11 protein-coding genes are annotated in these 12,600 nt (G+C 71.3%); 8 read left to right on the top strand and 3 right to left on the bottom strand.

What is annotated here, in order from left to right; translation table 11 throughout:
• Nucleotides 1-139 precede the first annotated feature (139 nt).
• The 3 genes from BJ971_RS21225 to BJ971_RS21215 all read left to right on the top strand — a co-directional run bounded on the left by BJ971_RS21225 (nucleotide 140) and on the right by BJ971_RS21215 (nucleotide 2,991).
• Nucleotides 140-1,858, top strand: coding sequence for a vWA domain-containing protein (locus BJ971_RS21225; protein WP_184994984.1), 1,719 nt, complete (start codon nucleotides 140-142; stop codon nucleotides 1,856-1,858).
• 84 nt (nucleotides 1,859-1,942) lie between these two features.
• The gene (locus BJ971_RS21220; RefSeq protein WP_239087349.1) at nucleotides 1,943-2,665 is read left to right on the top strand and encodes a peptidylprolyl isomerase; all 723 of its coding nucleotides are present in this window, start codon (nucleotides 1,943-1,945) and stop codon (nucleotides 2,663-2,665) included.
• A 116-nt stretch (nucleotides 2,666-2,781) separates the two neighbouring features.
• A complete protein-coding gene (locus tag BJ971_RS21215; RefSeq protein ID WP_184994982.1) occupies nucleotides 2,782-2,991 on the top strand; it encodes a hypothetical protein in 210 nt (69 codons plus the stop codon).
• On the opposite strand, the gene BJ971_RS21210 is transcribed toward BJ971_RS21215, so the two are convergent.
• Both BJ971_RS21210 and BJ971_RS21205 read right to left on the bottom strand, forming a co-directional pair.
• The gene (locus BJ971_RS21210; RefSeq protein ID WP_184994981.1) at nucleotides 2,988-3,752 is read right to left on the bottom strand and encodes a class I SAM-dependent methyltransferase; all 765 of its coding nucleotides are present in this window, start codon (nucleotides 3,750-3,752) and stop codon (nucleotides 2,988-2,990) included. The genes BJ971_RS21215 and BJ971_RS21210 overlap by 4 nt on opposite strands.
• 39 nt (nucleotides 3,753-3,791) lie before the next feature.
• Nucleotides 3,792-5,282, bottom strand: coding sequence for a family 43 glycosylhydrolase (locus tag BJ971_RS21205; protein ID WP_184994980.1), 1,491 nt, complete (start codon nucleotides 5,280-5,282; stop codon nucleotides 3,792-3,794).
• 148 nt (nucleotides 5,283-5,430) lie between these two features.
• On the opposite strand from BJ971_RS21205, the gene BJ971_RS21200 reads away from it, so the two are divergent.
• The 3 genes from BJ971_RS21200 (at nucleotide 5,431) to BJ971_RS21190 (ending at nucleotide 8,807) form a co-directional block, all read left to right on the top strand.
• Nucleotides 5,431-6,465: an arabinan endo-1,5-alpha-L-arabinosidase gene (locus BJ971_RS21200; RefSeq protein WP_184994979.1), complete on the top strand. Its 1,035-nt coding sequence runs from the start codon at nucleotides 5,431-5,433 to the stop codon at nucleotides 6,463-6,465.
• Nucleotides 6,466-6,709: 244 nt separating this feature from the next.
• Nucleotides 6,710-7,714, top strand: a complete 1,005-nt coding sequence (locus BJ971_RS21195; protein ID WP_184994978.1) for a pectate lyase family protein — start codon at nucleotides 6,710-6,712, stop codon at nucleotides 7,712-7,714.
• A gap of 82 nt (nucleotides 7,715-7,796) precedes the next feature.
• Nucleotides 7,797-8,807, top strand: a complete 1,011-nt coding sequence (locus BJ971_RS21190) for a pectinesterase family protein (protein ID WP_184994977.1) — start codon at nucleotides 7,797-7,799, stop codon at nucleotides 8,805-8,807.
• 276 nt (nucleotides 8,808-9,083) lie between these two features.
• Here the strand turns inward: BJ971_RS21190 and BJ971_RS21185 are convergent, their stop codons facing one another.
• Nucleotides 9,084-10,166, bottom strand: coding sequence for a lytic polysaccharide monooxygenase auxiliary activity family 9 protein (locus BJ971_RS21185; RefSeq protein ID WP_184994976.1), 1,083 nt, complete (start codon nucleotides 10,164-10,166; stop codon nucleotides 9,084-9,086).
• A gap of 280 nt (nucleotides 10,167-10,446) precedes the next feature.
• Here BJ971_RS21185 and BJ971_RS21180 point away from each other — a divergent pair, with 280 nt between their 5' ends.
• Nucleotides 10,447-11,127, top strand: a complete 681-nt coding sequence (locus tag BJ971_RS21180) for a DUF2064 domain-containing protein (RefSeq protein WP_184994975.1) — start codon at nucleotides 10,447-10,449, stop codon at nucleotides 11,125-11,127.
• A 50-nt stretch (nucleotides 11,128-11,177) separates the two neighbouring features.
• Nucleotides 11,178-12,059 (top strand): LLM class F420-dependent oxidoreductase, encoded by an 882-nt coding sequence (locus tag BJ971_RS21175; RefSeq protein ID WP_184994974.1) that lies wholly within the window; start codon nucleotides 11,178-11,180, stop codon nucleotides 12,057-12,059.
• Nucleotides 12,060-12,600: the final 541 nt, after the last annotated feature.

Raw genomic sequence — 12,600 nt, 5'->3', positions numbered from 1 at the left:
ATTCGCCCGGCGCGACCGGTGTGTGCGGGCGAGTTGCGCGGAAAAGGGACCGCCCCGTCGATATCCGCGCCTTCCAGGCCTAGCGGCGGCAGGTCTTCTTGTCGATGATGTCTACGTGACTGGCCGGCATCGTCGACGAATGCGATTTCGCGCAGCAACCGCTGCCCTCACGACGGTCGCCGTCGTGACGGTGGTGGCCGGAGTGCGCCTGGGAATCGGTGGGCTGAACGGCGCCGAGTGCTCCGGCGAGGTGCGCCTCGCCGTCGCGGCGGCGCCCGACGTCGCCCCGGCCGTGCAGGCCGAGGCCGCGGCCTGGACCGGCGCGAAGGCACAGGTCGACGGCGTCTGCGTGCGCATCGACGTCAAGGCCGTCGACCCGGCGGACGTGGCCGCCACGCTGATCGCGAAGCAGCGGGTCTCCGCGACCGCGGCGGCCCGCGCCGGCGCCGCCGCGCCGGACGTGTGGATCTCCGACTCCGGCATCTGGTTGCAGCGGCTGCGCTCGGCCGCGTCCTCCTTCGCCTTCACCGAGGAGGGTTCGATCGCGCTCAGCCCGGTGGTCATGGCGATGCCGCAGCCGACCGCGGAGAAGCTCGGCTGGCCCCGCAAGATGCCGGGCTACGCCGACCTGCTCAACCTGATCACCACCAGCACCACCACCCGGACCGGGACGGTCGACCCGGCCCGCGACGCCGCCGCGCTGTCCGGGCTGCTCGCGCTCGGTGCCGCCGCGAACGCCGCCGACCAGCGCCGGCCCGGCACCACCAACGGCGTGCTCCGGGCCCTGGCCACGGACACCTCGGTGCTGCGCGACGACCTGATGGCCCAGCTGCCCCAGGCGGACGACGCCGCGTCGCTGGCCGCCGGCCTCAGCCTCGCCGCGATGTCGGAGAGCGATGTCATCCGGTTCAACGACGCGCGGCCGCAGGTACCGCTCGCGGCGTTCTACCTCGAGCCGTCGCCGGTGCCGCTGGACCACCCGTTCGCGGTGATGCCCGAGCTGTCGGTGGATCAGGCCCTGGCCGCGCGCCAGTTCTACGACAGGCTCAGCGCCGAGGGCGAGTTCCGCGGCCGGCTCGGACAGGCCGGCTTCCGTGCACCGGACGGCAGCTCGCCCCCCGGCTTCGAGGGCCCGGAGGGCGCACCGCGCCGGATCGAGACCGGCGCGGCCGGGGACAGCGGCACGGCGGCGGCCTCGCCGGCCGACGAGGCGACCATCGACCGCGCGCTGGCGGGCTGGTCCGCAGTGGTGGCGCCGGCCCGGATGCTCGCGATCGTCGACACCTCCGAGAGCATGCGCACCCCGGTGCCGGAGGCTCGCGGCGCCACCCGCATGAAGCTCACCCTCGCCGCCGCCCGCGGCGGGCTCGGGCTGTTCAGCGACGACTGGTCGGTCGGGCTCTGGGCGACCGCCGGGGGACCGGGCGGCGGCCGCCGCGAGCTGGTGGGCATCCGCTCGCTGACCACCAACCGCACCGCGGTGGCGAACGCGCTCGGCGGCATCCAGCCGGCCGACGGCGAGGCCGGCCTGTACCGCAGCATCCTCGACGGATACCGCACGGTGCAGGACGGCTGGCAGGCGGGACGGGTCAACTCCGTGCTAGTGCTCACCGACGGCGTCGGTGTCGGCGTCGGCGACATCGCCCTGCGCGACCTGGTCGCCCAGCTCGAGGACGCCAAGGCCGCGGATCGGCCGGTGCAGGTCATCGTGCTCGGCGTCGGCAAGTCGGTCGACCGGGCTCCGCTGGAGCAGATCACCGAGGTCACCGGCGGCGGCGTCTTCGTCGCCGAGGACCCGGCCCAGATCGGCGCCGTCTTCCTCGACGCGCTCTCGCTGCGGACCACCACGCCCCGCTGACGGTACCCTCGCTTGACGCATCGACTCTGATCGATTAGACCGGTGGTGGCATCCGGTCGAGTCTGTGGGGGTACGAAAATGGTCATGGTTCGGGGAGTTCTCGCCGCGGTGCTGGTCGCCGGGGTGCTCGGTGTCGCCTCGCCCGCCGCGGCGGCCGGCGGCGGCGGCGATCCGACCGCGCCGACCGACGGCCCGTGCGCCTACACGCCGACGCCGGACGACCCCGCCGCCCGGCCGGTGCCGTTGCCGCGCGATCCCCGGCGGACGCCCAGCCGTGGCCACGTGCCGGTGCTGCTGCGTACCAACCTCGGGCCGATCCCGCTGGTCCTGGACCGCGCCGCCGCGCCCTGCACGGTGCAGAGCTTCGTGCACCTGGTCCGGCACCGGTTCTACGACCGGACGATCTGCCACCGGCTCACGGCGTACCCCACGCTGCTGGTCCTCCAGTGCGGCGACCCCTCCGGCACCGGGGAGGGCGGTCCGGGCTACCGCTACCGCGACGAGCTGCCGACGGACCTGCCGCCGGCGCCGACGGACCCGACCGGTGCCCGGCGCGTCTACGCGCGGGGCGTGCTGGCCATGGCCAACGCCGGGCCGGACACCAACGGCAGCCAGTTCTTCCTGGTGTACGGCAACTCGGCGCTGCGCCCGAACTACTCCATCTTCGGCGGCGTGACGCCGGCCGGGCTGCGCACCCTGGACCGGGTCGCCGCCGGGGGAGTGACGCCGACCGAGGACGACCCGGCGCCGCTGGACGGGCCGCCCGCGCTGCGCACCGAGATCCGTAAGGCACGCGTCTGGTTCTGATCACGGCGACGGTGCACCGGGACCCGGCGGCTCTGCGATACCGTCTTGCGGGCGGGCCGTCGCGTTTCCCGGGCCGGAAACGATCCGCGCGGCGGCCGGCGATCAAGGAGACACCGATGTCCGAGTCCACCGCAGGTTCCGACGCCACCGCGGGCGAGCAGCCCGAGGCCGAGCAGGGTGAGGAGGCTTTCGCCAACCGGGCGGCCCGCCGGGCCAAGGGCAAGAAGAGCGGCTCCGGCCTGGGAGTGTCCGGCAAGAGCCAGAATCCGGTCGGCCGGGGCTCGGTGCAGAGCCCCCGGCAGTACGGCACCCGGCGCAGCGGCTAGCGCACGGCGGCGACCGTCGCGTCGGTGCCGCCGCGCCAGAGCAGCCCGGTCTCGGTGAAGCCGGCGGCGCGCAGCGCGCCGAGGTGCCAGGCCGCCGGCGGCGTCCACTCCGCGGAGCCGTGCTCGGCCGGGTAGATCTTCTGCCGCTCGGCGTGCAGCGGCGCGAGGCGCGGGTCCGCCGCCACCCGGCTCCACCAGTCGCGCCACGACAGTGCGGCACCCGTCGCGTAGCGCGTCTCGCGGCGGGTGTCCGCGGTGGCGATCAGGCGCTTGGTCAGGCCGGGCAGCCCCTCGTCGGGCATGTGGTCGGCGTTGGCGAAGAGCCCGCCGGGGCGCAGCACCTCCCGGATCTCGGCGTAGAGCGTCGTGAGGCGCTCGGGCGCCAGCCAGTGCAGTGCGGTCGCGGTGAGCACCGCGTCGTAGCGGCGGTGCGGCAGCGCCGCCGTCCAGGCCGGGTCGCCGAGGTCGGCCGACACGATCTCCGCGCGGCCCTCCAGCGCCGCGCCGGCCAGGGCGAGCAGCACCGGGTCCTGGTCGACGACGGTGACCTCGGCATCGGGGAACCGTGCGAGCGTGCGCAGGGCGATCGTGCCGGTGCCGCCGGCCAGGTCGAGGACCCGGGGCGGGTGCTCGACCTGGCCGGCGCGCAACGCATCCAGCATCGTCGCGATGCGGTGTTCCCGATCCGGCAGATAGGCCTCCTGCTGCCGGTCCCAGCTCTCCTGCCACGCGTCCGCCACGTCGGCGAGGTAATGAGTCATGTCCAGCACGCTACTTACATATCCGGACCCGGTCCAGAGCTACGGCGTGATACGCCACTCCTGGCAGGTGTTGCCCAGCGCGGCCCATTGCCGGACCGCGGTGCCGTTGGCCGTGCCGCAGTTCGTCACGTCCAGGACCTTGCCGTTGGCCCGGTTCGCGATCAGGTAGCGGCCGTTGACCGGGGTCACGCTCCACTGCTGGCAGGCGTTGCCGAGCGGGGCCCACAGGTTGAGCGCGGTGCCGTCCGCGGCGCCGCAGTTGACCGAGTCGAGCACGGTGCCGCTGTTGGCGTTGGTGATCGTGTAGTAGCCGCCGCCGGCCTTGGCGAACGTCCACTGTTGGCAGGCGTTGCCGAGCGACGCCCACTGGTCGACGGCCGTGCCGTTGGCCGTGCCGCAGTTGACCGCGTCCAGCACCGCGCCGCTGTTCTGGTTGATCAGGCGGTAGCGGGTGCCGGCGACCGGGAACGTGACGCCGCCGCCGGGATCGCCGGCCGGCGCGGTCGGCGTGCTGCCCAGCGACGCCGGGGTGCCGAGGTTCGGCGTGCCGTCCGAGTTCCAGGTGATCTTCTGGATCCGGGTGGTCCGGGTGCCGCCGCAGCCCTGCCCGGTGGTCTCGTTGGCGTGGTAGGTCAGCCACGTCTCCGAGCCGTCCGGCGAGGTGAAGAAGCCCTGGCCGCCGGGGCCGTACACGCCGTTGCCGTCGGCGCGCTGGAAGATCGGCGTGCTCTTCTTGGTCCACGATGCCGCGCTCAGCGGGTTGGTGCCGGTCAGCGTCAGCATGCCCAGCTTGTAGTCCGGGGTGTTGCAGGAGCTCGCCGAGTAGGTGAGGAAGGTCCGGCCGCCGTGTTGCAGGACGTACGGCGCCTCCTGGGTGTTGCCGCCGGCCGTCTCCCACGAGTACGACGGCGAGGAGATCCTGGTGCCGTACGCGCTCACCGTCCACGGGTTGCTCATCGGGGCGATGAACAGGCTCTGCAGGTTGCCGACCCAGGACGAGTACAGGTAGTAGTTCGCGCCGTTGATGGTCGCGACGCTGCCGTCGATGGCCCAGCCGTTGCCCGCCTGCACCTGGAGCTGCGCGGCGAAGTGGTAGGGGCCCATCGGGTCGGTGCCGCTGCTCTCCAGCACGTACGAGCGCTGCCCGTCGCAGCAGGCCGGCGGGCCGGCCGAGTAGTAGTAGTACCAGCGCTTGCCGTTCGGGCCGTCGAGCAGGTGCAGCGACGGCGCCCACATGTTGCAGCAGTTGGTGGAGCCGGATCCGGTGTGGACCACGGTCTCGCTCGCGCCGCCGAGCGCGGCAACCGACGCCGCCTTCTTGATCACGAGCTGGGAGTTCCAGGTGGTCGCGGCCAGGTAGTAGTTGCCGTTGTAGTACCCCATCCAGGGGTCGGCGCCGTACGGCGCCGCGGCGACGGGATTGGTGAACGTGACGGCGGCCGCCGCCCGGCCCTGCGCCGGGGGCGCCACGATCGCGAGGACGCTCAGCAGCAGCGCCACCGCGGCCAGGTGTAACGGTTGTCGTTTCATGGCCGAGATTGTGAACGTTCACAACTGTGACGGTCAATATCTTCACATCATCTGCCCGAAACAACGGCGAAACCTTGACGGAAAACTTGTGACCGCTAACACTGCGCTCGACATCGACCGATGTCGCTGCTTTTGTCAGGAGGTTCCCATGTCAGGACGCTGGAACGGCCGTACGCGCCGCCGAGGTCTCTGGGTGGGGGTGGCAAGCTCGGCCCTGCTCGCGGTGGCCGTATTCGCCTCCATGTCCGCCGAGGCGGCCGCGCCGATCGCCGCCGCTGCCACGCCTACCGTCCCGCCCGCGGCGTACCCGAACCCGGGGGTGATCACGGGCGACACCGGCGCGCACGATCCGTCCATCGTGAAGACCCCGGCCGGGGGGTACCTCGCCGCATACACCGGCGACAACCTGCTGCTGAAGACCTCGTCGGACCGGACGGCGTTCCGCAACGCCGGCGCGGTGTTCCCGGGCGGCGCGAGCTGGACGACGCCGTACACCGGCGGCAGCCGGAACCTGTGGGCGCCCGACATCTCGTACCGCAACGGCCGCTACTACCTGTACTACTCGGCGTCCACGTTCGGGTCGAACCACTCGGCGATCTTCCTGGCCACCAGCACCACCGGGGCGTCCGGCTCGTGGACCAACCAGGGCCTGGTCATCGAGACGAACACCTCGGACAACTACAACGCGATCGACCCGAACCTGGTGGTGGACGCACAGGGCCGGTGGTTCCTGAGCTTCGGCTCGTTCTGGTCCGGGATCAAGCTCATCGCGCTCAACCCGTCCACCGGCAAGCGGTCCGACAGCACGGTACGGGCCATCGCCGGCCGCAACGGCGGGGCGATCGAGGCGCCGTACATCTTCCGGCACGGTTCGTACTACTACCTCTGGGTCTCCTTCGACTACTGCTGCCGGGGCGCGTCCAGCACCTATCGGGTCATGGTCGGCCGGTCGACGAGCGTCACCGGGCCTTACGTGGACCGCAACGGCACCGCGATGACCGCGGGCGGCGGCACCCAGATGCTCGCCTCCCACGGCGCCGTACACGGGCCCGGCCATCAGGCCGTCCTCGCCGACACCGACAGCGACGTGCTGGTCTACCACTACTACGCCAACAGCGGCGCGGCGTACCTCGGCATCAACCTGATCGGCTACGACACGGCGGGCTGGCCGTTCGTCTACTGACGGACATCAATGCAAATAACCTGCAAACACATTTGTCTTCACATTGACATCCGTCTGTGTTGTTCTGTAACAGGAAAGCGCTTGCTTCGGGCAAAGCGGGCGCGGGAGCCAGCAACACCTGCAGGAGTGCGGGACCACCGGCAGACGGCCGGCGGACCGCCGGTGCCGGTCCGGGCGGCACCCCGACCATCCTCCGGCGCCGCGATCCATCGCGCGGCGACCACAGAATTCCAAGGAGAAGACCATGCGCAAGAAGTTGCGCCACATCGTGCTGGGCGCCTCGGCCGGCGCGACCGCCCTCGCCCTCGCCGGCGCCGGCCTCGTCGCCACCAACTCGGCCTCCGCCGCCGATGCCGGCGCCGCGGCGGCGCCGGTCCCGCTCGCGGCGCCCGTCGACCAGCTGTCCGGCTGGGCCACCCAGAACGGCGGCACGACCGGCGGCGCCGGCGCCGCGACGACCACGGTGACCAGCGCCTCGGCGCTGACCTCGGCGGTCGGCTCCACCTCGGCGGCGGTCATCCGGGTCTCCGGCACGATCAGCTGCTCCGGGATGCTGCGGGTGCGGTCCAACAAGACCATCATCGGCAACTCCGGCGCCGCGATCGTCGGCTGCGGGCTGAACATCAACGGCGACCGCAACGTGATCATCCGCAACCTCACGTTCCGGAACTGGAACGACGATGCGATCAACGTGCAGACGTCGGCCACCAACATCTGGATCGACCACAACAGCTTCAGCAACGGCTACGACGGCGCGGTGGACATCAAGCGCGGCTCCGACTTCGTGACCGTGTCGTGGAACCGGGTCTTCAGCCACGACAAGTCGATGCTGCTGGGCCACAGCGACGACAACGCCAGCCAGGACACCGGGCACCTGCGGGTGACCTACCACCACAACTGGTTCGACGCGTCGACGCAGCGCCACCCGCGGGTCCGCTTCGGCAACCCGGTGCACGTCTACAACAACTACTACAACCGGAACTCCGGCTACGGCGTTGCCTCCACCGAGGGCGCCGGCGTGCTCGTCGAGAACAACTCCTTCGAGAGCGTCTCCGACCCGTTCCACCTGGGCGAGGGCGACTCCGGGCCGGGCACGCTGGTCGCCCGCGGCAACCTGCTGGTCGGCTCCGGCTCCGGCCAGACCGGCGGCAGCGTCAAGAGCATCCCGTACTCCTACCCGCTGGACGCCGCGAGCAGCGTCAAGTCGATCGTGACTGCCAGCGCGGGCGCGGGACGGATCTCGCTCTGAACCGATCATCCGCCCGGTCCCCCGTCCCGCGACTTCGCGGGGCGGGGGACCGCGCTGTCCCGTCACGACCAAGGAGGGGAACATGCACCTGCGAGGAACGCTCGCCGCCACCCTGGCGGGCGCCACGATCCTGGCCGGCGGGCTCGCCGCCGGGACCGCGGCCCGGGCCGCGACCGCGATCACCGTGGCCGCCGACGGCACCGGCAATGTCCGGACCGTGCAGGCCGCCGTCGACCTGGTTCCGGCGAACAACGCGTCCACCGCCACCATCACCATCAAGAAGGGCACCTACACCGGCCGGGTCGTGGTGCCGGCCAACAAGCCGAACATCGTCTTCACGGGCGCCACCGGCGTCGCCGCGGACGTGGTCATCACCGCGAGCCGGCCGCAGAACACCGACGGCACGGACGGCAGCGCGACGATGCTGCTCGCCGCCCGGGATATCGAGGTGCGTCACCTGACCATCCGCAACGACTACAACGAGGCCGCGAGCGGCGCCTCGCAGGCCCTCGCGCTCTATGTGAAGGCAGACCGGCAGAGATTCCGCAACGTCAGAGTGATCGGCGATCAGGACACGTTGCTGACTCATGGATCGGTGCGCGCCTATTTCTACAAAAGCTACATCGAGGGTGATGTCGATTTCATCTATGGCAGCGGCACGGCAGTCTTCGACAATTGCGAGATCTATTCCTCGACCCGTAATCAGTCGAACAACGGCTATGTGACAGCGTCGGCCACCCCGGGATCGAGGACGTACGGCATCCTCATCGTCAACTCCCGGCTGACCGGTGACGCGGGCGCCGGGACCGTCTATCTCGGGCGGCCGTGGCACCCCGGCGGCGACACCACCGCGAATCCGCAGGTGCTGATCCGCAACACGTCGCTCGGCGCGCACATCCGCACGGCGCAGCCGTGGACGGACATGAGCGGTTTCTCCTGGAAGGACGCCCGGCTGTCGGAGTACCGCAACACCGGCGCGGGCGCGACGGTGAACGCCAACCGTCCGCAGCTGAGCGACGCGGCGGCGGCGAACTACTCGCCGCAGCGCTACCTGGCCGGCTCCGACGGCTGGAACCCGGTCGTCACCGGCTGATCGTGAGAACCCGAAGGCCTGCGGCGCGTCGCCGCAGGCCTTCGTCGTGCCCTCGGTGCGTTCCTGGTCGGGGGACCGGGCAAGGGGAAACGGGGGACGAGGAGGGCGCCTCATCCCCCGTCCAAACCCTTTCGGACGGATCGTCTGTGTCGGGAGCCGGGCCACGGGAATTGACTGTCGGGTCACCTCCAGATCGTCGGGACAGTTCTATGGGAGCGCTCCCATAGATGACTGTAACTGCCCCGGCGATCCGTTGGAAGAGTTTTGCGAAATTGCTCAGACGGTCGCTGTACAGGTGGCCGTCGGAGTGGTGCTCGCGCCGCCGCCGATGAATCCGAAACTCGTTGTCGCGCCGGCGGCCAATGCGCCGTTATAACTCACATTGGTGGCCGTCACCGTGCTGCCGCTCGCGGTGACCGTCGCGTTCCAGCCCTGCTGCACCGTCTGGCCGCCGGGGTATGTCAGCCGCACGGTCCAGCCCTTGATCGCGGCCGAGCCGGCCTGGACCGTCACGTTGCCCTGGAAGCCGCCCTGCCACGAGGTGGCGGAGTACGTCGCCGAGCAGGCACCCGTCGCCGGCGGCGTGGTCGGCGTTGTCGTGGGCGGCGTGGTCGGCGGAGTGGTGGGCGGGGTGGTCGGCGGCGTCGTGGGCGGCGTCGTCGGCGTGGTCGTGCCGCCGAAGTTGATGTCGCTGCACCAGTAGTACGACTGGTCCAGGTGGCTGGCCTGCCAGATCGTGTAGACCATGGCCCGGCCGGAGCGGCCGGACAGCGCCACCGGCAGGTCGAGCTGCACGCCGCCGCTGACCGTGGTCCACTGCGCGGCGGGCGTGTTGCCGATCTGGCTGACCAGTACCAGGTCGGACCACTTCAGCGCCGTGTTCACCGGGTTGAAGCCCGCCCGGGTCACGTACACCCGGATGTAGTCGGCGCCGTGCAGCGCTTGGTCGAACACGCGCACGTTGAAGTTGTTGCCGACCGAGGTCGCCTGCCAGTCGCCGACGGTGTCCATCGCGTTGTAGCGCCCGCTCTGCGTGTGGCCGGCGCTGCACAGCTGACCGTCGGGGATGGCGCCCTGGTGGTTACCGGCGACGCCCTCGCGGAACAGGCCGTTCCAGTTCCACATGGCGTTGGGGTCGGCCTGCCAGGCCTGCCAGCACATCGGGTCCAGGGTCGCCATCGTCGGGTCCTGGAACTTGCTGCCCCAGCGTTCCCAGCAGCCGTAGTTGCGTGACGCCGGCCCGGTGACGTTGCCGTGCGCCGCGGCGGGCCCGGCCGGAACAACCGTGATCGCCAGGGCGGCGATCACGGCTCCGACGAGCCCGCTGACGAGTATGCGAAATCGTAGCGAGGTTGACATGGGGGATCAGCACTCCGTGGGATTCAAGGCCCTCGAGGAAAAGGGCATGGGGCGAGAGGGGTACGGCGGAAGCTGCCCATGGCTTCCGCCCGCCGCGTGGCCCGACGGGTGCGCGCTCAGCCTCGCCGAGCAATCGGCCCATGTCAATGCCCGTCCGGGTGGCCCTGAGTGCGCGGGCGCCTCGTCAAAGAAAGCTTCCGGATCCTGGCAACCATTCGCGGCGTTCCGGCCACTACGTGACGGGCGGGGTGACCGTCCGCGTCTCGCGAATGGATGTGCCATGACCCCACCTCGCGCCCCGTACGCCGGAGGCCCGGCCCGGCGGCGAACCCGGGACAGCCCCGCCGGCGGCCGCCGCCCCGACGCCGGCCGGGTGCGCCCCTGCGGGCACCGGCCGGCGGGCGACGCCGGCACGGTCGGCGTGGAACTGGTGACCGGCCTGGCCGGACCCGCCGACCGGCTCTGCCCGCAGTTCACGGCCGAGCAGGCCGCGACGCTGGCGGCCGCGGCCGCCGCCGACACGGCCCGGGCCGTGCGGGCCCTGCCGGGCCGGGCCCGGGCGGCCGTACCGCTGGAGTGGGCCCTCGCGGGCATCCGCCGCCGGCGCGGGCCCGCCCTGCTCGTGGCGGCGGAGACCCCGCAGCTCTCCCCGGACCTGCTGACCGGCGCGATCGGCCTGCTGGACGACTTCGACGCGGTGCTCGGGCCCACCACCGGGGACGGCTGGTGGGCGTTCGGCCTGCGCGAGCCGGCGCACGCGCCGCTCGGCCCGTCGACCGGCCTGGGTTCGCTGACGGTCGCGGCGCTGCGGCTCGGCCTGCGGGTGGCGATGCTGCCGACGCTGCACGGGCTCTGCGACGGCGCCGACGTGCGCCCGGTCGCCGCGCGCTGCCCGGCCGGCAGCCTGTTCGCCGCCACCGCGGTCCGGCTGGCGCACCAGGTCACGCCGGCCCAGCCCTGACGCCCGGTCAACGGGCTGAAGGCCCGAGGAAGATCGGGTACGTTCTCGGCATGAGCGTGCGTTTCGGAGTCTTCGTGCCGCAGGGATGGAAGCAGGACCTGGTCGAGATCGCCGACCCGGTGGAGCAGTACGAGGCGATGACCGCGGTCGCCAAGGCCGCCGACGCCGGCCCGTGGGACTCGGTGTGGGTCTACGACCACTTCCACACCATCCCCGAGCCGACGATCAACACCACCTTCGAGTGCTGGACGGTCACCTCGACGCTGGCCCGCGACACCAGCCGGGTCAACATCGGACAGATGGTCGGGTGCAACGGCTACCGCCAGCCCTCGCTGTACGCCAAGATCGCGTCCACTGTCGACGTGGCCAGCCGCGGCCGCCTCTACGCCGGTCTCGGCGCGGGCTGGTACGAGCACGAGTGGAAGGCGTACGGCTACGAGTGGACCGAGGTGCCCCAGCGGATGGGCCAGTTCCGCGAGGCCGTCGAGATCGTGCACAAGATGTGGACCGAGGAGCGGCCGGTGTTCTCGGGCCGGCACTACTCGATCGACGGTCCGATCAACGAGCCCAAGGGCGTGCAGAAGCCGCACCCGTCGTTCTGGCTCGGCGGCGGCGGCGAGAAGGTCACCCTCAAGCTCGTGGCGCAGTACGCGGACGCCTGCAACTTCGGCGGCGGGAACCCCGAGGTGATCAGGCAGAAGCTCGGCGTGCTGCGCCGGCACTGCGACGACCTGGGCCGCGACTACGACCGGATCATCAAGTCCACCGGGCTGGAGCTGGACCTCACGGAGTCGACGGCCGACACGATCGGCCGCGTCGAGCGGATGGTCGAGGCCGGCGCCGACTACGTGATCGTGTACGTGCCGCGGGTGGCCTACGACCACGAGCCGATGCTTCGCTTCGCCCGCGACGTCATACCGCAGTTCGCCTAGGACCAGGAGATCAGAACGAGCGAGAGACGTCCGCGAGTCAGGTTGGGGTCGTCGGATGTCGGCTGTGTGATCATCCTGGGGTGACCGGTTTCCCTGCTACCGCCCGCCGGGTGCGCGACCCGCGCCTGGACCCCCAGGTGCGCAGGGTGCGGCTGCGGAACTGCGTCCGTCTTTTCGCGCCTCTCGGCTTTCGAGCCACCTGGAACAGCCTTGCGGCCACTCATCGCATCCCCGGCCGCATCGAGGCGGATCCGGCGTCCCTGGTTCATGCTCTTGAGGAACTGGAGGCTGCCCGTGCCCTGGTGCCGCCCCGGGCGGCTGCCTTCGCCGCCCTTCGGCGCCGAGAGAAGCGAGATGGCCGGCGCGTGCCTGAGACGTTGCATCCGTGGGACTCCTGGGGTTGCCGCGCCATCGCTTACTGCCCGAACCCGCAGAGATATCCGGCCGAGCCGCTGCCCGTCGTGGTGGGTCGGGTACTCGACGCGTGCGCTGCGGGAGCCGATCCGGCTGAACGATGCATGGTCTGCGGAAATGAGGACCG

The organism is Amorphoplanes digitatis, assembly GCF_014205335.1.
Lineage (GTDB): Bacteria > Actinomycetota > Actinomycetes > Mycobacteriales > Micromonosporaceae > Actinoplanes > Actinoplanes digitatus.
Note: the sequence above shows the minus strand (reverse complement) of the source record. Positions and strands in the feature narration are given on the sequence as shown.

What these genes read in the sequence shown, in the direction of transcription:
- BJ971_RS21205 (WP_184994980.1), bottom strand. Translation starts at nt 5,282, where the DNA reads ATGAAACGACAACCGTTACACCTGGCCGCGGTGGCGCTGCTGCTGAGC.
- BJ971_RS21200 (WP_184994979.1), top strand. Translation starts at nt 5,431, where the DNA reads ATGTCAGGACGCTGGAACGGCCGTACGCGCCGCCGAGGTCTCTGGGTG.
- BJ971_RS21180 (WP_184994975.1), top strand. Translation starts at nt 10,447, where the DNA reads ATGACCCCACCTCGCGCCCCGTACGCCGGAGGCCCGGCCCGGCGGCGA.
- BJ971_RS21190 (WP_184994977.1), top strand. Translation starts at nt 7,797, where the DNA reads ATGCACCTGCGAGGAACGCTCGCCGCCACCCTGGCGGGCGCCACGATC.
- BJ971_RS21215 (WP_184994982.1), top strand. Translation starts at nt 2,782, where the DNA reads ATGTCCGAGTCCACCGCAGGTTCCGACGCCACCGCGGGCGAGCAGCCC.
- BJ971_RS21210 (WP_184994981.1), bottom strand. Translation starts at nt 3,752, where the DNA reads ATGACTCATTACCTCGCCGACGTGGCGGACGCGTGGCAGGAGAGCTGG.
- BJ971_RS21225 (WP_184994984.1), top strand. Translation starts at nt 140, where the DNA reads ATGCGATTTCGCGCAGCAACCGCTGCCCTCACGACGGTCGCCGTCGTG.
- BJ971_RS21220 (WP_239087349.1), top strand. Translation starts at nt 1,943, where the DNA reads ATGGTTCGGGGAGTTCTCGCCGCGGTGCTGGTCGCCGGGGTGCTCGGT.
- BJ971_RS21195 (WP_184994978.1), top strand. Translation starts at nt 6,710, where the DNA reads ATGCGCAAGAAGTTGCGCCACATCGTGCTGGGCGCCTCGGCCGGCGCG.
- BJ971_RS21175 (WP_184994974.1), top strand. Translation starts at nt 11,178, where the DNA reads ATGAGCGTGCGTTTCGGAGTCTTCGTGCCGCAGGGATGGAAGCAGGAC.
- BJ971_RS21185 (WP_184994976.1), bottom strand. Translation starts at nt 10,166, where the DNA reads ATGTCAACCTCGCTACGATTTCGCATACTCGTCAGCGGGCTCGTCGGA.